The 19,362-nt window shown below is 61.0% G+C and carries 16 protein-coding genes and 1 pseudogene; 8 read left to right on the top strand and 9 right to left on the bottom strand.

Annotated elements, in window-relative coordinates; genetic code table 11:
* Positions 1-70 precede the first annotated feature (70 nt).
* Positions 71-997, top strand: a complete 927-nt coding sequence (gene ppk2, locus FRZ40_RS21090; RefSeq protein WP_028369030.1) for a polyphosphate kinase 2 — start codon at positions 71-73, stop codon at positions 995-997.
* A 128-nt stretch (positions 998-1,125) separates the two neighbouring features.
* Here ppk2 and FRZ40_RS21085 read toward each other — a convergent pair whose 3' ends face one another.
* A complete protein-coding gene (locus FRZ40_RS21085; RefSeq protein ID WP_147235469.1) occupies positions 1,126-2,715 on the bottom strand; it encodes an inorganic phosphate transporter in 1,590 nt (529 codons plus the stop codon).
* Between the two features lie 241 nt (positions 2,716-2,956).
* On the opposite strand from FRZ40_RS21085, the gene FRZ40_RS21080 reads away from it, so the two are divergent.
* Together FRZ40_RS21080 and FRZ40_RS21075 are read left to right on the top strand one after the other, a co-directional pair.
* A complete protein-coding gene (locus tag FRZ40_RS21080) occupies positions 2,957-3,898 on the top strand; it encodes a LysR substrate-binding domain-containing protein (RefSeq protein ID WP_147235468.1) in 942 nt (313 codons plus the stop codon).
* 370 nt (positions 3,899-4,268) lie between these two features.
* On the top strand, positions 4,269-5,348 hold the full coding sequence (locus FRZ40_RS21075) for a diguanylate cyclase (protein ID WP_240057250.1): 1,080 nt from the start codon (positions 4,269-4,271) through the stop codon (positions 5,346-5,348).
* 50 nt (positions 5,349-5,398) lie between these two features.
* Here the strand turns inward: FRZ40_RS21075 and FRZ40_RS21070 are convergent.
* The 3 genes and pseudogenes from FRZ40_RS21070 to FRZ40_RS21060 all read right to left on the bottom strand — a co-directional run.
* Positions 5,399-5,746 (bottom strand): annotated as a pseudogene (locus FRZ40_RS21070) (aspartyl/asparaginyl beta-hydroxylase domain-containing protein); the annotation flags it as partial.
* A 403-nt stretch (positions 5,747-6,149) separates the two neighbouring features.
* Entirely contained in the window at positions 6,150-7,193 is a 1,044-nt protein-coding gene (locus FRZ40_RS21065) for a VTT domain-containing protein (RefSeq protein ID WP_028369034.1), read from the bottom strand.
* Positions 7,194-7,324: 131 nt separating this feature from the next.
* Positions 7,325-9,340 carry a bifunctional DedA family/phosphatase PAP2 family protein gene (locus FRZ40_RS21060; protein WP_147235466.1) on the bottom strand — a complete coding sequence of 672 codons (2,016 nt, stop codon included), beginning with the start codon at positions 9,338-9,340 and terminating at the stop codon, positions 7,325-7,327.
* A gap of 348 nt (positions 9,341-9,688) precedes the next feature.
* Here FRZ40_RS21060 and FRZ40_RS21055 point away from each other — a divergent pair, with 348 nt between their 5' ends.
* The 5 genes from FRZ40_RS21055 (at position 9,689) to FRZ40_RS21035 (ending at position 16,605) form a co-directional block, all read left to right on the top strand.
* Positions 9,689-10,387 carry an H-NS histone family protein gene (locus tag FRZ40_RS21055; protein WP_147235465.1) on the top strand — a complete coding sequence of 233 codons (699 nt, stop codon included), beginning with the start codon at positions 9,689-9,691 and terminating at the stop codon, positions 10,385-10,387.
* 381 nt (positions 10,388-10,768) lie between these two features.
* Positions 10,769-12,193 carry an aldehyde dehydrogenase gene (gene aldA, locus FRZ40_RS21050; RefSeq protein ID WP_147235464.1) on the top strand — a complete coding sequence of 475 codons (1,425 nt, stop codon included), beginning with the start codon at positions 10,769-10,771 and terminating at the stop codon, positions 12,191-12,193.
* Between the two features lie 151 nt (positions 12,194-12,344).
* Entirely contained in the window at positions 12,345-13,664 is a 1,320-nt protein-coding gene (locus FRZ40_RS21045; RefSeq protein WP_147235463.1) for an MFS transporter, read from the top strand.
* Entirely contained in the window at positions 13,665-14,882 is a 1,218-nt protein-coding gene (locus FRZ40_RS21040) for a mandelate racemase/muconate lactonizing enzyme family protein (RefSeq protein ID WP_147235462.1), read from the top strand.
* A 55-nt stretch (positions 14,883-14,937) separates the two neighbouring features.
* A complete protein-coding gene (locus tag FRZ40_RS21035; protein ID WP_147235461.1) occupies positions 14,938-16,605 on the top strand; it encodes a GMC family oxidoreductase in 1,668 nt (555 codons plus the stop codon).
* 82 nt (positions 16,606-16,687) lie between these two features.
* Here FRZ40_RS21035 and FRZ40_RS21030 read toward each other — a convergent pair whose 3' ends face one another.
* From FRZ40_RS21030 to FRZ40_RS21010, 5 genes are all read right to left on the bottom strand, one after another.
* On the bottom strand, positions 16,688-17,281 hold the full coding sequence (locus FRZ40_RS21030) for an IMPACT family protein (protein WP_028369041.1): 594 nt from the start codon (positions 17,279-17,281) through the stop codon (positions 16,688-16,690).
* Positions 17,282-17,538: 257 nt separating this feature from the next.
* Positions 17,539-17,736, bottom strand: coding sequence for a hypothetical protein (locus tag FRZ40_RS21025; RefSeq protein WP_147235460.1), 198 nt, complete (start codon positions 17,734-17,736; stop codon positions 17,539-17,541).
* Positions 17,737-18,080: 344 nt separating this feature from the next.
* Positions 18,081-18,305, bottom strand: coding sequence for a hypothetical protein (locus tag FRZ40_RS21020; RefSeq protein ID WP_147235459.1), 225 nt, complete (start codon positions 18,303-18,305; stop codon positions 18,081-18,083).
* Positions 18,306-18,482: 177 nt separating this feature from the next.
* Positions 18,483-18,767, bottom strand: coding sequence for a hypothetical protein (locus FRZ40_RS21015; protein WP_028369043.1), 285 nt, complete (start codon positions 18,765-18,767; stop codon positions 18,483-18,485).
* A 91-nt stretch (positions 18,768-18,858) separates the two neighbouring features.
* Positions 18,859-19,128, bottom strand: coding sequence for a hypothetical protein (locus FRZ40_RS21010; RefSeq protein ID WP_028369044.1), 270 nt, complete (start codon positions 19,126-19,128; stop codon positions 18,859-18,861).
* Positions 19,129-19,362: the final 234 nt, after the last annotated feature.

Below are 19,362 nucleotides of genomic sequence, written 5' to 3'. Positions count from 1 at the left end.
TTCACAATCACAAGAGCCCACGCGCAGCGTAAAACCTTTCCGTCGAACGGAAAAAACAGGAGCCACTGTGATGAAGGAATCCGAGCAGGAACTTGACGCTGCATCGCTCGCCGCACGGCAGCGCCGCTTCGAAGAGGAGCTCGTCGATGCATACGACGAGGAACTCGAAATGGAAGTCGACGACCGCATCCTCGACGGCTCGGAAGGCTTCACGCCCGAAGCGCGCGAATTGCGCAAACAGTATTTCCGCGAGCTGTTTCGTCTGCAAGGCGAACTCGTCAAGCTGCAGGACTGGATCGTCAAGACGGGGCATCGCCTCGTCGTAATCTTCGAAGGCCGCGATGCGGCCGGCAAGGGTGGCGCGATCAAGCGCATCACGCAACGCCTGAACCCACGCGTCTGCCGCGTCGCGGCGCTGCCCGCGCCGAACAACCGCGAACGCACGCAATGGTATTTCCAGCGTTATGTCAGTCATCTGCCCGCGGGCGGCGAAATGGTGCTGTTCGATCGCAGCTGGTACAACCGCGCAGGCGTCGAACGTGTGATGGGTTTCTGCACGGATGACGAATACGAAGAGTTCTTCCGCTCGGTGCCTGAGTTCGAAAAGATGCTCGTGCGCAGCGGTGTGCAGATCATCAAGTACTGGTTTTCGATCACCGATGAAGAGCAGGAAATCCGTTTCCAGGCGCGCATTCAGGATCCTCTTAAGCAGTGGAAGCTGAGCCCGATGGATCTGGAAAGCCGTCGCCGCTGGGAGATGTACACGCAAGCGAAAGAGGTGATGCTGCAGCGTTCGCACATTCCCGAAGCACCGTGGTGGGTCGTGCAGGCTGTCGACAAGAAACGCGCGCGCCTGAACTGTATTAGCCATCTGCTGAGCCAGGTGCCGTATCACGAGATCGATCATCCGTCGATCGTGCTGCCCGAACGCGTCTTCCACGAAGAGTACATCCGTCATCCCGTGCCGGATTCGATGATCGTGCCCGACGTCTATTGAACGCTGCTTGTATAGAGTGAAATGAAAAGCGCGGCAATTGCCGCGCTTTTTCTTTTGCCGTCGCTGCTTCGTTGCATCGGCGTTGCAGCGACGCTCGCCCCGCATCGCGCAGGGCGAATCGCATGCCGTCAGAACAGATGACGGAACAGCCAGTAAAGACCAGCGGACAGCGCGATCGATACCGGCAAGGTCAGCACCCAGGCGAGCACGAGGCTGCGCACGGTGGCCCATTGCAGACCGGAGCCGTTGGCCGCCATCGTGCCGGCGACGCCCGAAGACAACACGTGCGTGGTCGATACGGGCAGGCCATACATATCGGCCGCGCCGATCGTGACCATCGCGACGAGTTCGGCCGATGCGCCCTGGCCATAGGTCAGATGCTGCTTGCCGATTTTTTCGCCAACTGTCACGACGATGCGCTTCCAGCCGACCATCGTGCCGAGGCCCAGCGCAATCGCGACAGCGACTTTCACCCACGTCGGAATGAACTTGGTCGCGTGATCCATCTGCTTCCTGAAGTTGTCGATCGCCTTGGCGTCGTCTGCGGCAAACGCGGGCTGCTTAGCCTTTTCCATCAGACGGATCGCTTCGGACGCGACGTACATGTTGTTGCGCACGTTATCGACCTTGTCTTGCGGCACGTTCGCCATCGAACCCGATGTGCTGACCTGCTGGCCGATCTGCTCCGCCAGCTTCTGCAGCGCGGGCACGGTTGCAGGCGTCAGCTGACGAGTACGGACGTAGTTCTCCACTTCGCTGCGCGGCGCGACGACGGGCGGCACGCCTTGCGCCGCGTACTTGCCGAGCGCGGTCGAAGCCTGCTGCGAGACGGCGAGGAAGGTCTGTGTTTCGCTCGCTGTCACGGCCTTGTTGAGCGCGTAAGCAGTCGGCACCGTGCCGATCAGGATCAACATGATGAGACCCATGCCTTTCTGACCGTCGTTCGAGCCGTGCGCGAACGATACGCCCGTGCACGTCAGGATCAGCAGTACGCGAATCCAGAACGGCGGCGGTTCTTTTCCTTTCGGCTCGGCGTACAGCGCAGGCACGCGCACGAGTGCCTTGAGAACCAGCAGCAGAAGCGCTGCGAGCAGAAAGCCGACGAGCGGCGAGAACAGCAACGACTTGCCGACGCCCGCAGCCTGGCTCCAGTCGACGCCGCTCGTGCCGTCCGCGCCGTGCAGCATCTGGTTCATCAGACCGACGCCGATGATCGAGCCGATCAGCGTGTGCGAACTCGACGACGGCAGTCCGAACCACCATGTGCCCAGGTTCCAGATGATCGCGGCGATGAGCAGCGCGAACACCATCGAGAAGCCTGCGCTGCTGCCAACCTGAAGAATCAGTTCGACAGGCAGCAACTGCAGAATGCCGAATGCGACTGCGCCGCTCGAAGTCAGCACGCCGAGAAAATTCCATGTGCCGGACCACACGACCGCAACGCTCGGCGCGAGCGAGTGCGTATAGATCACGGTAGCCACGGCATTGGCCGTGTCGTGAAAGCCATTGACGAACTCGAAGCCGAGTGCGATCAGAAGAGCGACGCCAAGCAGCAGGTAAGGCAGGAGCGAACCCATGCGCACGGATTCGAGGTCGCCGATCAATTGGAACGCGCAATAGATTGCGCCGGCGACAAGCGCAATGACAAAGACGGCAAGTCCCAAGTTGCGATTCCTGGCACTCGCAGTGCCTGTTTGCGGGTATGAGAGTTCCGGCATGGCCTGGGCCTCGGGTGGTCGGGGGGATTTCCGATGCTGCAAGGCCAGTATGTCGGTACGATGACAAACGCGTGACGGATATGCCCCTCAACATTTGTGCTTCGCATCAATGCGTTCTGGCGCTGCTGATTTCGCCTCGCCATTGGCACATTGCATGAAGAGAACGCTAGTGCGCTGACGCTAAAATGCTCGTCTGGCGTTTGCGCGCCCATCGAGAAACGAGACCAGCTTGAAAAGAAAAATGCCAGCGCTGAATGCGCTCAAAGCCTTCGAAGTGGCGGGACGCACGGGCAGCTTCACGCGTGCGGCGGAATTGCTCAACGTCACGCAAAGCGCGGTGAGCCGTCAGGTGCGCCAACTCGAAGAGCAGCTCGGCGAATCGCTGCTGCAGCGCAGGCATCATCATCTGGATCTCACGGCTTCGGGCCGCGTGCTGTTGCAGGCCTTGCAGCATTCGTTCGACAAGATCGAATGGACCGTGCGCTCCATTCAGGAGAAGACGCACCTGAACCGCTTGCGGGTCAATGCGCCGCCCACCTTCGCGAGCCGCTGGTTTCTGCCGCGGCTGGGGCGCTTGCATACGGAACGTCCCGAACTCGAACTGAGTCTGTCGACGCGGCTCGAAGACAATCTCGGCGAATCGAGTGTGCTCGATTGCGCGATCCGTTTCGGTAATGGCGAATGGGAAGGTCTCGACAATCTGCTGCTGATGAACGAGCGGCACATTGCAGTGTGTTCGCCTGCCTTGCTGGCGCGTCAGTCAGGAAATGAAGTCATCGACCTCAATCAATTCACGCTGCTGCATGTTTTAGCCGGCGACAACCAGCGCTATCTGACCTGGCAGCATTGGCTGAAGGCAGCGGGCATCGAAGGCGTGGACACGTCGGGCGGGTTCGAATTCGATCTGCTCGATCACGCGATCCGCGCGGCGATCGACGGCCTCGGCATCACGATCGCCGATCGTCATATGATTGCGCACGAACTCGCGAATGGACAACTCGTGCAGGTGCTCAACGTGCATGTCGACGGACATCAGTCGTATTGGCTCGTGACGCGTCCGGAGCAGGGCGACCTGCCACACGTGGCCGTGTTTCGCGACTGGCTGCAACAGGAAGTGTGGCTCACGCAGCGCGGCTTCGAAATGTCGGCGGCTTCATCCGTACCTTTGATCAGCGGCCACTGAGCGCGAACGGCGCAAATATCCGTTTGCGCCGCTTTTGACTCACTTCAGCTGATTCGTTTGCCTCATATCCAACAGACAGCGTGCTGCCGGGATCGTGCATGCCAACTTCGTTGGCGATGGCGCGCAAACGTTAAACATCCATTGCGGCTTGTGCGAATACAACGAAAAACGACAGAAGCGTTTCCACTTCGTAAATGGACTAATTGCACCCTGCATATGCTGGTATCATTTTTATACCAATCGACAACGTTGCAACTGCATCGAAAACTGCAACAGTTGTATCAAGGCTTGGCGCACATAGAGATCTCGGCACGCGCGGTGCATGTTTAGAGGCGTGCCATCACTCTCGCAGTCACTTGCTCAGGGATCGATGAAGTTGGCAACGAAAAGCAGGGCCGGGCAAGGGAAAAGCTTCGTCGAGCGCATCTACCGCTTGCGCATTGCGGGTTTGGGGCTGGGCTTTTTTTGCGTCGCGTCCGTCTTCGCGCTACAGCATCGCGGCTTCGTGCTGTGGTCACTCCTCGTTTTTCATGGTTTCGTCTGGCCGCATGTCGCGCGGCGCGCAGCGCTGGCGTGTGAAGTGCCGTTTCGCGGCGAGCGCCTGAACCTGATGGTCGACGCCATGTTCGGCGGCTTCTGGGTGGTAGCGATGCAGTTCAACGTGCTGCCCAGCGTGCTGATTCTCGCCATGCTCAGCATGAACAACATCGGCGCAGGCGGATTGCAGGTCTTTGCCCGCGGCCTGGTCGCGCATGTGCTCGGCATGCTGGTCGGGCTCCTCACGGTCGGCTTTGTCTTTTCGCCGATGTCGCAAATGCCGACCATCCTTGCGTGCCTGCCGTTCCTCGTCATTTATCCGCTTGCTTTGGGTTTTACCAGCTATCGCCTGTCGCTGAAGCTCGCGCAGCGCACGCGCGAACTCGAGCATCTGAGCCGCACAGACGGCTTGACGCGCTTGTGGAATCGCCGTCACTGGGAAGGGCTGCTCGCAGAAGAGTTCGAGCGTTGCCGCGCGAACCGCTACGCGTCGTGCCTGATGCTGATCGACCTCGATCACTTCAAGCGAATCAACGACACGCTGGGCCATCCCGCCGGCGACGCGGTGCTGCAAGCGTTCGCCGATCTGCTGCGCAGTCACTTCCGCGCAGGCGACAGCATCGGGCGCTATGGCGGCGAGGAGTTCGGCGTCGTATTGCCGGGCGCGACGCTGCGCGAAGCGCACACCGTCGCGAAGGTGCTGGTGCAGCGCGTGCGGGAAAAAACCAGAGAGGCGTCGAAGGAATGCCCGTGCACGATCAGCGTTGGCATTGCCCAACTGACTGACGATCTGCCTGACTATCACACGTGGCTGCAGGAAGTCGACCGAAGTCTGTATCAGGCGAAGGCAACGGGGCGCGACCGGATTGTCGTCGGTGGCGTCGCGCCCGTTCAGGAAGCGGTGCGCGGTTAAGCGTCTGCACGCGTCGTTGGGGCTAGAGCGAGCCGCTCGAAGAGCGTGCTTTACAGCGCATAAACGGTGCCCGCGAAAATAGAACCGAACAGCACCCATTTGACGACGTAGTACGTTGGGCGATGCCACGCCTTGAGGCGCTTGCCGACGCGGCGAATCGCATACACGTATTTGAACACGCGGTTCAAAAAGCCCGTGCGGTCGCCTGCTTCGTTCGGCCAACTCGCTGAGCGCATCACGACATTCGAGAACATCCGGTTCAATCCGGCAGCCCAGCCGAAGTACATGGGACGCTCGACGTCGCAGAACAACACGATGCGCGACACGTCGGTTTCGTTCTTTGCGTAGTGAATGTAGGTCTCGTCGAACATCACGGCTTCACCGTCGCGCCAATAGTATTGCTGGCATCCGCGAAGAAGCGCTTGCGGTCGACAGATAGCAAAGGCAGTTAATGGGCGCCAGAAACGTCGAGTGATCCGATAACTGACGCCCGAACGTGAAGCGGGCATTGCCTCGCCTTGCCACATACGCGACGCCAAGAATAAACCAGAAGACGAATAGCCAGCGCATACCTTGAACTCGGGAAACTACCTGAACGAGCGGCTTTTTTAAATCACCGCATGTCAAGGAGCGCATTCTAGGCAGAAACTTTCCGGCTTGCTTCGGAGGTACACATTTGAATGCGAGAACTATTGCCGCTTAAGGGAAGCAGTAATGAACGTGCCCTTTCCCGTCTGTCGGATAGACGCCAGAAACGAACCGGACAAAATCCAGGTGAATAAAGCTAACCTGCTCCTTCTTTTAGCTGGTGGCTGCTGCTCTTGGCGCGATACCGCGCAATGTAATGCCGCACGTTTGTGGCGACGCACGGTTCTTTTCGCGCCGGGATTGGGCGGCGATAACGGCGGGTCCGTTAGAAGGCTCGACGGCATAGCCGCGCCGCTCCCATGCATCGAGCCCGCCTTTTAGCGCACGAACCTGCGTAAAGCCCCGCTCGCGCATCTGCTGCGAAAGCACTTTTGCGGTGGCATCGTCGGCGCAGACGCAATAGACGACGACATCGCGCGCCAATAGCGCGGCATCGATCGTATCCGGCGAACGGACGTCGACAGGCAAAGCGCCGGGAATGGACTGCGGTGTTTGCCGCTTTACTTCCTCGGGGCGGGCGTCGAGCACGATGGGCGGCTTGTCGGCGCGCATCATCGCGTCGACCTGTTCGGCCGACACGGGCGCAAGCGAAAGCGGCCGCTGCATGCGCCAGCGCTGGATGAACCGTAACGCCAGATAGACGGCTGCAATGACGAACAGCACGTCGAGAATCGTCCAGCCGTGCGCGCGCACTTCGTGGATCAACAGACTGAGCTGACGCTCGAAAATGGCGCCGCCCAACACCCAGAACGTCGCCCATGCGGCGATGCCGACCGCGTCCCACGCAAAGAAAATGACAATGCCGACGCGGGTCGTGCCCATCAACGGCGGCGTGATGATCGCGAGCCCAGGCACGAACTTGGAGACGGACACGATTGCGGGCCCGAAGCGCACGAAAAGCGCGCGTGCCTTGCGCATACGCTTTTCGACGGCCGCCGACAGGCGCGCGAGCGCATGGATCAGCTTGCGGCCGAGCAGCCGTCCCGCGGTGAACCATGCGCCGTCGCCGATCAGTGCGCCGGCAAGCGCTGCCGTCAGCACATGCCAGAAAGACAGTTGGCCATTGGCGATGGCAGTGCCCGCGAGCAACAGCACGGGCACGGCGGGAATGGGAATGCCGAGGCGAGTGAGCAGAACGTTCGCGAAAACGACAGTTGCGCCCCATGTAGAAATTGCCGACGGGTGGAGATCGACCAATTCCAATCTGCTCCTTGCGTATTACATTGCATCGCTTCGTCGCCTGGAATGTGCATGCGACATGCGCTCGTTCATTGTTGCACGGCTAGAGCAGCAACGTACTGCGCGAACCCAAGCCAACGCAATACAGGCTAACGCTCTTTGGACCTAATCAGCGTGACGGGGATATCGGTGCATCCCATGCTGCTCGACAGTTCGAGTTCGCGCCATTCGCCGTCGTGAGATGGTGCGGAAATCAGCGGGTCCAGTTGCCGGTCGGTGCGCAGCACGTTAAAGGGCCAGGAAGGCCGCAGCAGACTTTCGTGCACGAGCGAGCCAAGCCAGATCGGCGTGGGCGTCATGCCGTTGCGCTGCGCGACGGCATAGTTGGTGCGCCAGAAGCGCAGCACGTCGCGTTCGTCGCGGCGTGTGCGCTGCCGGCTGAATACAAGTGCCGACGGTTCGCCGTCATTGAGCTTGGGCAGCACGGGCAAATCCATCGCGGGTGCATCGGGCGAAACGAGCGAGAACAGACTGCGTGCATTGAAACGGGTGCCTTCGAGCCAACCCCTGCTGAGCAATTGCGCGGCGATCTGCTGCCGGTCGGCCGTCCATTGCACGGTGATCGGTTCGCGCCGGTCGCCCTTCATGTCCGAGCGATAGCAGGGAAACTGCTTCCATAGCGAGTCCATCCATTGCGTCTGACTGACGACGACGGGAGGGCGCTGACGCACGTGCACCGCCGCATCCGGCTGACGTCCAAATCCGTTCTGCACGGCGAAGCTCGCGCACAGCACGATCAGCAAAACGACAGGCATGTATTCGCGTGAAGGCGGCGTTTCCGGGTGCCGCCATACGGCCGTCAGCGCGACCACGGCCACCCACACGGCCGCGAACGCCGCGCCGCCTACGGCATCCGAGAACGCGAAGCGCCCTGAATACAGGCCTGCAAACGCAACGGAGATGACGATCAGGCTCGCGAGCGCGGTGACGGCGATGCCCGTCAGGGCACTGACGCGGCGCGCCACCACGAACGCGAGAAAGCCGTACACGGTGACGCTTGCCGCGACGTGATTGCTGGGAAATGCGTAAATGTCGGACAGCGCGGCGGCGGGCGGCGCATGATGCACGATGGCCTGCATTGCGAAGATCAGCAGCTGCGAGAAGATCACGGCGATCAGCCAATAGACGATCGTGCGCCAGCGCTTCTCGAACCCCATCATGACGGTCGACGCGATGACCAGCGCGGCGAGTGTCGGAACGCTGCCGAGCGTCGATGCGCGCGCGAGCGCTTCGCCTATCCACGGCGCCTGCGCGGATTGCAGAAAACGATAGAACGATACATCTACCTGGACGAGCGGATCGCCGGCGACGACGTCCTGCATGACGCCGAAGAAAATGCCCGCGCACAGCAGCACGAACACCGAAATGCCGATCAGCAGGCCGATCGCGGCGCGCTCGGGGTCGACGATGCGATAGATCAGCTTTCCGTAGGGCGCTTCGTGATCGCGCGCCCAGTGCACGATGCTGCTGCGCGACGCGCTCGCCCAGGCGCGCGCATGCGAGACGACGAGACGCATCACCCAGAAGCACAGCCACACGACGGCCACGACGATTGCGAGCGCGGCGACGAGCCGGAACGAGACGGCGCCCGCGAGCTGGATCGATGCGCCGAATACGACGCCCGGAAGAATATGCGCGGGTGCCCACAGCAATGCCGATAGCACGTTCATCGCGTAGAAGCGCATGGGCGGCATTTCGAGCATGCCGGCGACGACGGGGACAATGGCGCGCAGCGGCGCGGCGAAGCGCGCAAATACCACGCTCTTCGCACCGTGCTTGTCGAAATACGTCTGACCGCTTTCGAGCAGCCCGGGGTGCGTGCTGAACGGCCAGAGTCTGCCTATCGTGTCCTTATAGCGACGGCCGAACCAGTAGCTCATGCCGTCGCCCGCGACGGCGCCTACGATCGCGCTTGCAAAGAGCCAGCCGAGATTCAGCGTACCCGTGCCGACCAGCGCTCCCGCAATGAACATCGCCGTGCTGCCGGGCACGAACGTCCCGATGATCGCGACGGCTTCGAGAAAAGCGGCAAGAAACACGACGGCCAGCGTCCAGGCAGGGTTGCCTGCAAGCAGGTGCAGCAGCTGGACGTACGCGTGCTCCATCAATATCTCCAGGTGTCGAAGCGGTCGTCAAAGAGCACGGCAAAGCGCGAGGACGCGCAAAAGAAAAGGCTGCTGAAAGTTTATCAGTGTCGTCCCATTGAGCGCAGGCGTGCGGCCATGCAGCAATCGGCGTGCAAAGGAATTAACGTTTGAAAGAGAGGCCCCGTTCCGTTGCATCCAATGCGATGTCAAAAGACGTTCAAGGCGCGACGCGCGACGAACCTTAGGCGTGTCTTAAGATTTCGATGTAACGTTGCGCAACGGTTTTCTTACTCAAGCTTTAAAACCATAGCGCTTCTAAGCAATTCCGTGGCATAGTCCGCGTATGTAATTCAAAGGGAGGCAATAATGGCTACATTGGAAACTATCCAGGCTCGTATAAAGAAACTCCAGACGCAAGCGGAAACACTCATCGCTAAACGGGCGCAAGGCGCGTTGGATCAGATCCGCGAACTGATGATCAAACACGGTCTCACCACGGAAGATATCGAGCGGCGTGCAAAAGCGCGACGTGAAGCGCGGCTCGGTATCAAGAGCAGCGCGAAGAAAACGGCAACGGCTGCGAAAGGCAAATTGCCGCCCAAGTATCGCGATCCGAAGACGGGGGCAACGTGGAGCGGCCATGCTCGCCCGCCGGCATGGATCAAAGACGTGAAAGACCGCAGCAAGTTTTTGATCGATGCCGCCGCGGCTGTTTCGGAACCTGCTGTGACGGTGAAATCGACGGCAAAGAAAGCGGCAGTCAAGAAAGCCGCTGCGAAGAAGGCGGCTGGCCGCAAGGTCGCCAAGAAAGCATCGGCTGCAGGCGTCAAGACGGCGGCGAAGAAAGCCGCGGTGAAGACGGCAGGCAAGAAGACCGCAGCCAGGAAGTCCGCTGCGAAGTCTGCCGCGCCGACCGTCGGCAAGCGCGTGGCCGCGAAGAAGGCTGCAGCCAAAGCGCCCGCGAAAAAGGCGGCAGCAAAGAAAGCGGCTGCCAAGAGCGTTGCGCCCGTCGCCGAAGCGCCCGTGACGGTACAGACGCCCGCCGCGACGGCAGGCGAAGCCTGAACGCTTCGAACGCTTCAAATCGCCACTGATGTAACAGAGGTCCGGCCTTAATCTGCCGGACCTTTTTCTTTGGCACGCGCCCGACGTGCCGCGCCATCCTGACCCGCAGCCGCTGCAACGACGGCTCACGTGCGGCCGTGCATCGGCCGTCTGCCCGCCTGCCATCCCACACGCAATTCCACACATCCTCCGCATCCGCTGGTGCTTCGCTTGCCGGAAAGGCACATCGGCCCTCAAACATGAGTTTTTTGAATGTTTGATGGTCGAAATACTCGCTTGCGCCTCATAAGGCCGCAGAGAAGAATCCGGGTCATGCGCCGGCTGCATGTTTCGCATAGCTGCCGGTAATGTGCTTCGCGCACGCATCACCAGGTAAAGATCATGCGACTCGACCGGAATTTCGTAAGCGGTCAGTTCGTCGAACCCGCAACCGACGAACTCATCTCCGTCTATAACCCCGCCACCGAGGCACTGATTGCCCAGGTATCGGGCGCGTCCCGTAAAGAGGCCGTGGCTGCCGTAGAAGCCGCCGCTGCCGCGCAAAAGAGCTGGCGCAAGCTGCCTGCCGCGGAGCGCGCCGCCTGTCTGCACAAGTTCGCCGATGCGCTGACGGATTGCGCGCCCGCCATCGGCGCGGCGCTCGCGCTGGAGTCGGGCAAGAGCGTCGCCGATGCGACGAACGAAGCCATCTACGCCGGCCAGATCACGCGTTATCACGCGGAATGGGCGCGCCGTATCGAAGGTGAAGTCATTCCGAGCGATACGCCTGACGAAAACCTCGTGCTGCATCGGGAGCCGATCGGCGTCGTCGCGTGCCTGATTCCGTTCAATTACCCCGTCTATACGTTCATGCGCAAAATCGCGCCGGCGTTGATCGCGGGTAACACGGTCGTCGTGCGTCCCAGCAACAACACGCCGACGTCTGCATTCGAAATCGCTAAAGCTGTACTCCGCGCCGAATTGCCCGCCGGCGTGGTCAACATTCTCGCGATGAGCCACGCGACAGCGGAAGCCGTCTGCACGCATCCCGCTGTCGGCATGATCACGTTGACGGGCAGCGTCGGCGCTGGCCGCAAGGTACTCGACTACTGCAAGGAGAACATCGCGAAGCCTTCGCTCGAACTGGGCGGCAAGACGCCTGCCATCATCGAGCCGGACGCGGATCTGGAAAAGGCCGCGCGCGAACTCGTCGGTTCGAAGACGACGCACTGCGGCCAGCTGTGCACGGCCATCGAGCGCGTCTACGTGCACGAAAGCATTCACGACGAGTTCGTCGCGCTGCTGAAAAAGCACATGGGCGCAGTGAAGAGCGGCGACCGCGGCGTCGATGGGTCGTTCATGGGGCCGCTCGTCAACGAAGCCTCGCGCCAGTCGATTCACGCGATGGTTCAGCGGGCGGTGGCCGATGGCGCCAGACTCGAAACGGGCGGCACGATCCCCGAAGGTAAGGGTTTCTTCTATCCGGCCACGTTGCTGACGAATTGCCGTCAGGACATGGAGATCATTCAGGAAGAAACGTTCGGCCCGATCATGCCCGTCGTGCGCTACAGCACGCTCGACGAAGCGCTGCAGATGGCCAATGACCATCAATTCGGTCTTTCGTCGGTGATCTACACCGAGAACTACCGCACGGCGATGAAGGTCGCCAACAACATCGAGGCGGGCGAACTCTATGTGAACCGCACACCCGCAGATCCATACCAGGGCTTCCACGCAGGCTGGAAGCGCTCGGGTCTCGGCGGCGACGACGGCAAGCACGGCATGCTCGAATTCACGCAGACGCGGCTCGTCGTCATGAAGTACTGATCCTGTCGGGCGCATCTGCATGCCGATAGCCGGGCGGATGCGCTCTCTTTTTAAACCGTAAAAAGCACACGCCGCATCAATAACAAAGTACAGGAGACACGACGGCCACGGCGCAAGCCGTGCTCCTCGCGCGTCTCCAAGGAGCACTTCAGTGGCAAGCCAACCTCTTCAAACGGACGCTTCGGCGCGCCGTTCCGCCGACGCAACGGCGCAATCCGACAACAAGACGCAACGCTACATGCAGTTGCTGCTGCTCGTCATTGCAGCCGGCGCGATTTATCCGATTCTTTATCTGCGTCAGGTCTATCAGCCGACGATGCTGGAAGTTTTCCACATCGGCGAAAGTCAGCTTGGCTATCTGTATTCGATGCTCGGGACGATCTTTCTGCTGAGCTATCTGCCGAGCGGCTGGCTCGCGGACCGTATTGCGCCGCGTCTGTTGATCAGCTTCTCGCTGGTCGCCACGGGGCTGCTCGGTCTCGTGTATTCGACTGCGCCGTCGTTCAATCTGCTGCTGATGATCTTCGGCGGCTGGGGGCTCTCGACGGGGCTGACGTTCTGGGCAGCCGTTATCAAGCGCGTGTCGATGATCGCCGGTCACGACGAACAGGGCCGTTTCTTCGGCTTCCTCGACGGCGGCCGCGGGCTCATCGAAGCGATGCTCGCGACGATCGCGATCACGCTTTTCGCGTGGCTCACGCAGACGAAGGGCGAACCGGCCGCAGTCGGCTTCCGCTTCGTCGTCTATATGTACGCGTTCCTGTGCATCGGACTTGGCGTGCTGCTCGCACTGATCAAGGATCCCTCGTCGAAGGCGGAAGCCGGGAGCCGCGCGCAGGCGGCCAAACGCGGCAATGTGATCGCCGATCTGATCACGCTCGCGAAGATTCCCGAACTGTGGCTCGTCGCCGCCATCGTGTTCTGCGGCTATCAGGTGTTCTGGGCGACGTACAGCTTTTCCGCCTATTTGCATGAAGGCGAGATCGGTTTGTCGGTGGTGATGGCAGGCACGATCACGACGCTCAAGCTGTGGATGCGCCCTATCGGCGGGATTGGCGGCGGCTTTCTCGGAGACCGCTTTTCGAAAGTCACGGTGCTGATCATTGCGCTCTTTCTCGCATCGCTGTCGCTGCTTGGTCTGATCGCCGCGCCGCAGATCAGCAGCCACGTGTTGCTGGTGTTTCTCGTGCTGTTCATCGGCGTGCTGACGTACGCAATTCGCGGACTCTACTGGTCGCTGCTCGACCGCTGCAACGTGCCCGTGCAGACGATGGGTCTCGCCATCGGCCTGATCTCGGTGCTCGGCTATTCGCCCGATGTTTTCCTGCCGCTCATCAATGGCTATCTGACCCAGAACTATCCGGGCGTGCAGGGATACCAGATGTACTTCGGCTACGTGGCCGCCGTGTCCGCTGTCGGCGGCTGTGCGGGTCTCGTGCTGCGCAATATGCTTAAAACGAAGGAAGCGTAAATGAAAGTCGTATCGCTCGAAACGCATATCGTCGCCGTGCCGCCGCCGCATATCGGCGGCATGTACTGGATTTTCGTCAAGCTGAAGACGGATTGCGGTATTGAAGGCATCGGCGAAATCTATTCGGCAACGTTTCATCCGAATGCGATGGGGCCCATCATCGACGATGTGTTCTCGCGCTATCTGCTCGACAAGGATCCGCACCACGTCGAACGCCTGTGGCGCGAAGCGTATTCGAGCGGCTTCACGCAGCGTCCCGATCTGACGATGATGGGCGTCGTGAGCGGCCTCGAAATGGCGTGCTGGGACATCGTCGGCAAGGCGGCGGGCAAGCCCGTGTACGAACTGCTGGGCGGCCGCGTGCATGAGCGGCTGCGTTCGTACACGTATCTGTATCCGAAGAACCGCCGCGGCGAATACGACTACGACGATCCCGACCTCGCGGCGGAATGCGCGGCGGAAAACGTCAAACGCGGCTTTACGGCGGTGAAGTTCGATCCGGCCGGTCCTTACACGGCGTACTCGGGCCATCATCTGTCGCTCGAAGTGATGGACCGTTGCGAGACGTTCTGCCGCAAGGTGCGTGAAGCAGTGGGCAGCAAGGCCGATCTGCTGTTCGGCACGCATGGGCAGATGGTGCCCGCTTCGGCAATCCGTCTTGCAAAGCGCCTCGAAAAGTATGACCCGTTGTGGTTCGAAGAGCCCGTGCCGCCGGGCCAGCACGATGCCATGGCCGAAGTCGCGAAGCACACGAGCATTCCCATTTCGGCGGGCGAGCGACTAACCACGAAGTACGAATTCCACAAGCTGCTGGAAGCGGGTGGCGCATCGATCCTGCAATTGAACGTGGCGCGCGTGGGCGGCCTGCTCGAAGCAAAGAAGATCGCGACGCTCGCCGAGGTGTACTACGCGCAGATCGCGCCGCATCTCTACAACGGCCCTGTCGGTGCGGCCGCGAGCGTTCAGCTCGCGACGTGCACGCCGAACTTCCTGATTCAGGAAAGCATCGGCACGTGGGGCGGTTTTCACGCGGAAGTGCTCAAGACGCCGATTCGCTGGGAAGACGGCTACATCATTCCGTCGACGGAACCGGGTCTCGGCGTCGAGCTGAACATGGAAGTGGTGCGGCAGCACACGCCGTATACGGGCGAACGCCTGCATCTGCAGATGGCGCCCAAACCCTTCGACGTGAAGGATCTCGCGCCCGCCAAAGGCTAACGCGCGTGCGGCCTCAACGTATTCCACGTATTGGACGCCTGCGGGCGAATAGAGCATGAATTACGACTACATCATCGTCGGTGCGGGATCTGCGGGCTGCATTCTCGCCAACCGTCTGTCGGCGTCGGGCCAGTACTCTGTGCTGCTGCTCGAAGCAGGCAAAGCCGACGATTCGTTCTGGTTCAAGATTCCCGTCGGTTTCACGAAGACGTACTACAACGAAACCTATAACTGGATGTACTACAGCGAGCCGGAAAAAGAACTCGACAACCGCTCGCTGTATTGCCCGCGCGGCAAGGTGCAGGGCGGCTCCGGCTCGATCAACGCGATGATCTACGTGCGCGGCCAGGCGAAGGACTACGACGACTGGGCGCAGGCGGGCAATAGCGGCTGGTCGTATCGCGACGTGCTGCCGTATTTCCGCAAACTCGAATCGCATCCGCTCGGCAATACCGAATATCACGGCGCGAATGGCCCGATCGGCATTTCGCCGATGAAGGACGCCGTGCATCCCATTTGCCACGTGTTCCTCAAGGGCTGCGAGCAGGCAGGCTACAAGCGCACCGACGACTTCAACGGCGCGCAATTCGAAGGCGCTGGCATTTACGACGTGAATACGCGCAATGGCCAGCGTTCGTCGAGCAGCTTCGAATACCTGCACCCCGTGCTGAATCGCAAGAACCTGACAGTGGAGCGCGAAGTGCTCGTCACGCAGGTGCTGTTCGATTCGGACCGGCGCGCGACGGGCGTCGTCGTCAAGCAGAACGGCAGTGCACGGCATTTCACCGCGACGCGCGAAGTGATTCTCTCGGCAGGCGCGGTCGATACGCCCAAACTGCTGCAACTGTCGGGTGTCGGCGACAGCACGCTGCTTGCCGGGCATCGCATACCGCTCGTGCGTCATCTGCCCGCTGTCGGACGAAATCTGCAGGATCACCTTTGCGTGAGCTTCTACTACCGCGCGAACGTGGCGACGCTGAACGATGAAATGCGGCCGCTGCTGGGCAAGATCAAACTCGGTCTGCAATACCTGCTGACGCGCAAGGGGCCGCTTGCGATGAGCGTGAACCAGTCGGGCGGTTTCTTCAGGGGCAGCGAGAACGAAGCATTGCCGAATCTGCAGCTCTATTTCAATCCGCTGTCGTACCGCATTCCGAAGAGCAGCAAGGCGAGCCTCGAGCCGGAACCGTATTCGGGCTTCCTGCTGTGCTTCAATCCTTGCCGTCCGACAAGCCGCGGCTCGATCGAGATCGCGTCGAATCGCGCGGAAGATCCCGCGAAGATCCGTATCAATGCGCTGACGACGCAAAAGGATATCGACGACGCGATTCAGGGTTGCGAGCTGGTGCGCAAGATCATGTCGACGGCGGCGCTCAACGAGATCACTGTCGAAGAGATTTCGCCTGGCCCGCAAGTGAACGACCGCGAGGGCTTCCTGCAGTACTTCCGCGAGCAGTCGGGCTCGATCTATCACCTGTGCGGTTCGTGCGCGATGGGTCCGGACGATCTCACATCGGTGGTCGACGAGCGTCTGCGTGTGCATGGCATGTCGGGCTTGCGGATCGTCGATGCGTCGATCTTCCCGAACATCACGTCAGGCAACATCAATGCGCCGACGATGATGGTCGCCGAAAAGGGCGCAGAGATGATTCTCGAAGATGCGCAGGCAGCGGCTGGCGCGCAAGCGAAGGAATCGGCGAAGGCGCTTGCTGCTGCGCACTGACCGTTGACGAACGCTGGCTGATAGCGGCCGCGTGCATGGAGTACTTGTCCGGCACGCGGCCGTTTTTGTATGGCTGCTTCGCTTAAGTCTTGTCAGCGAAAATAGCACGGCCTTGCGTCATATCGCGCAGCGCTTCGCGTGCGCCGTCGATCGCGGTGACGGGCATGCGTATCGTCAATTGCACGCTCATGCCATACGCGCTCGCTTCGAGCGCGTGATTTTCCTGTTCGATCCAGCGGCGCACGCGCGCTTCGTCGGGATAGCCAATTTCGACTTCCAGCGACGCGAGCGCGATCCGCTCGACACGCGGCGCGTCCTGCAGCGCGGTCGCGATCGCGTCGGTATAGGCGCGCACGAGTCCGCCCGCACCGAGCTTCACGCCGCCGTAATAGCGCACGACAGCGGCCAGCACGCCGTCCAGATCGTGATGGCGCAGCACCTCGAGAATCGGGCGTCCCGCCGTGCCCGACGGCTCGCCGTCGTCGGACATGCCCGACTGGCCGCCCGCCAGCAGTGCCCAGCAGACGTGCGTGGCCGTCGGATGGGCTTCGCGCAGACGGCGCAGTTCATCCATCGCGGCGTCGCGGTCGGCGACAGGAATCGCGTAGGCGATGAAGCGGCTTTTGCGGATTTCGAGCTCGGCCTCGAGCGCGGAGGGAAGAGTGAAGGTCGGCAAGGCGGCGAGCGTCGTGAGGTCGGATTAGGTCTGGGCCGCTATCTTAGCGGATGGGCGTGCACGGCCCTATTTTGACGCATCCGGAAAGAGTCTCTTGTTAACTTGCGTAATGACGCAATGGCCGCCGGGGCCGATAATGCACGGCATGGCGGATCTAGCTCTGGCTGGGGCGATGCCGGACTCCTCATCCGGCGCGATCCGTCTCCTTCTTCCCTGGCCGATGACGTCGTGCGTCGGCCAGCACCGCGACGAGCACTTCATTGCTCCCTCAGCCGCCCCTCGAACATGGCGCGCCTGGCAGCGACATCATCGGCGCCGCGACCACGCGCCCCATCGACATTCACCGCGATACTTCCGCCGACGATGCGTTTCATCTTTTCGGGCGTCAGCGCGGTTTCCTTTCGTTCGAGATCGGTCGGCTCGGGTAGATCCTTGATGACGACAGTGGCTTTCATGGCAGTTCTCCTGATGCGTGTTGACGAGCACGATTCGGCGCTCGCTTCTCACGCCGCAACGCTTATGCCGGATTGAAGCCGCAATGTGCGGCATCGCACATTGCGCTTTAAAAGCGCCGCTGCACAAGGGAATAACCGGCGAGGCCGAAGCGTATATACCCGGTTGACCGCGCGCGGAAAGAGAAAGTGTTGGCGGTGAGCGGACCGTCACGCACGTGGAGTTGGCGGAATAAAACCGACGAGTGAAGAGGCCGGGCGCGCTAGCGCGTCGACGTGCGCACGCGAACACACACGCCGCAAGCCATCAGGCAAGCGGCATGTGAAAGAGAAGGAGCAGGCAGCGGCTATTTGCGCAAAAGGCTCTGCGGCGGTATGCGCTCGTCGACGGGCTGGCGCGCCGCCGTCGGGAATCCCACTGGATAGTCGACGACGCGCGTCGCCGCCGGCAACGCCTGCGCGGTGACGCCGAAGAACCGTCCGCCCGTTCGTGTGCCGCCGACGATGGCGGTCATTGCCGCGCGATCGAGTTCGACGCTTTCGGGAAGATCCTTGATGACGAGCTTGGGCATGGCTGTTCCAGAAGAAAGATCGCGTGGTGCCGTCGCAACCGAAGTGCGCTTCGATTGATGACGGCAACGCGCAGGACTCGAACAACCAGTATAGGTAATTCAGGCTCGATGCGGTGTGGGCTGGCGAGCATTGCGGACGCTGTGCGGAGGCCCCCGGTCCTCCACGACAGCGCGCCGTTACACCACAGCGTTCGTCTCGGCCCAGAGCTTCGGGCTGACGTTGATGTTCGGCAGCTTCACGCCAGGTCCGACGATGCTGTTGTTCAGCGTTTCGACGTTGATGAACTGCGCCTGCGTGATGTTTTGGTTGATGCCGATGTTGACGTTGGCGACCGGGCCGAGGCCGTTGAGCCACGAGTTGCCCGTGAGGCCAGGCGTTCCCGTACCGCCCGATACGGCGGACATTTCGCTGCGGCCGAGTGTGCGCTCGCCGTCGATATCGCGAATCATGATGGACGACATAATCGTTCTCCAAGGAAAGAGTGTTGCGGCTGTTTGCCCGGGAGCGCCGGACAAGTGGCGCTCCCGGTCCCCGTCCGCTGCGTATGGTGTGTTAGTAGACGGTGACGTTGTTGTTGGCCGTCATCGTCGGCTTGATCGTGGTCGGCAGATGCGAGACGAAAGCGTTGTTGTTGTCGCTCATGTTGTTGATGCTCAGACCTTGGTTTACAAGCTGCTGGGCGTTGACCGTCTTGCTGTTATCGAAGTCCAGCTTGACGCTCGGGAAGTACGGGTAGGCGACGAAGCCGCCGCGAACGGCCTTCATGGCCTTGCTGTCGAGTTGTTCGGCGATGGACAGGTCTTTGATCATCAGTGCGCTCATGACAGTTCTCCTAAGAGGGAAGCGAAGTTTCGCTAAAGGGTGTTTCGGTTTGGGTTCGAGCATCTTGTCTGCTCGGGCCTTACTACGCATAGGCTGTGCCAATCTTGCCGGCCGTCAGCCAAAAAAACGCGCAAGCCTTGCTGCATAAGGCTTCGCGGTATGGGCGCCGAATCAGGCGGGGAGGTTCGGCTCAAAGAATCCGCAAAGAGCTGACGGCGATCAGCCAACTAGACG

Source organism: Paraburkholderia azotifigens (assembly GCF_007995085.1).
In the GTDB taxonomy this organism is placed as follows: Bacteria; Pseudomonadota; Gammaproteobacteria; order Burkholderiales; family Burkholderiaceae; genus Paraburkholderia; species Paraburkholderia azotifigens.
This window is presented reverse-complemented; position numbering and strand designations above follow the sequence as displayed.

What these genes read in the sequence shown, in the direction of transcription:
- ppk2 (WP_028369030.1), top strand. Translation starts at nt 71, where the DNA reads ATGAAGGAATCCGAGCAGGAACTTGACGCTGCATCGCTCGCCGCACGG.
- FRZ40_RS21085 (WP_147235469.1), bottom strand. Translation starts at nt 2,715, where the DNA reads ATGCCGGAACTCTCATACCCGCAAACAGGCACTGCGAGTGCCAGGAAT.
- FRZ40_RS21080 (WP_147235468.1), top strand. Translation starts at nt 2,957, where the DNA reads ATGCCAGCGCTGAATGCGCTCAAAGCCTTCGAAGTGGCGGGACGCACG.
- FRZ40_RS21075 (WP_240057250.1), top strand. Translation starts at nt 4,269, where the DNA reads ATGAAGTTGGCAACGAAAAGCAGGGCCGGGCAAGGGAAAAGCTTCGTC.
- FRZ40_RS21060 (WP_147235466.1), bottom strand. Translation starts at nt 9,340, where the DNA reads ATGGAGCACGCGTACGTCCAGCTGCTGCACCTGCTTGCAGGCAACCCT.
- FRZ40_RS21055 (WP_147235465.1), top strand. Translation starts at nt 9,689, where the DNA reads ATGGCTACATTGGAAACTATCCAGGCTCGTATAAAGAAACTCCAGACG.
- aldA (WP_147235464.1), top strand. Translation starts at nt 10,769, where the DNA reads ATGCGACTCGACCGGAATTTCGTAAGCGGTCAGTTCGTCGAACCCGCA.
- FRZ40_RS21040 (WP_147235462.1), top strand. Translation starts at nt 13,665, where the DNA reads ATGAAAGTCGTATCGCTCGAAACGCATATCGTCGCCGTGCCGCCGCCG.
- FRZ40_RS21035 (WP_147235461.1), top strand. Translation starts at nt 14,938, where the DNA reads ATGAATTACGACTACATCATCGTCGGTGCGGGATCTGCGGGCTGCATT.
- FRZ40_RS21025 (WP_147235460.1), bottom strand. Translation starts at nt 17,736, where the DNA reads ATGAAAGCCACTGTCGTCATCAAGGATCTACCCGAGCCGACCGATCTC.
- FRZ40_RS21020 (WP_147235459.1), bottom strand. Translation starts at nt 18,305, where the DNA reads ATGCCCAAGCTCGTCATCAAGGATCTTCCCGAAAGCGTCGAACTCGAT.
- FRZ40_RS21015 (WP_028369043.1), bottom strand. Translation starts at nt 18,767, where the DNA reads ATGTCGTCCATCATGATTCGCGATATCGACGGCGAGCGCACACTCGGC.
- FRZ40_RS21010 (WP_028369044.1), bottom strand. Translation starts at nt 19,128, where the DNA reads ATGAGCGCACTGATGATCAAAGACCTGTCCATCGCCGAACAACTCGAC.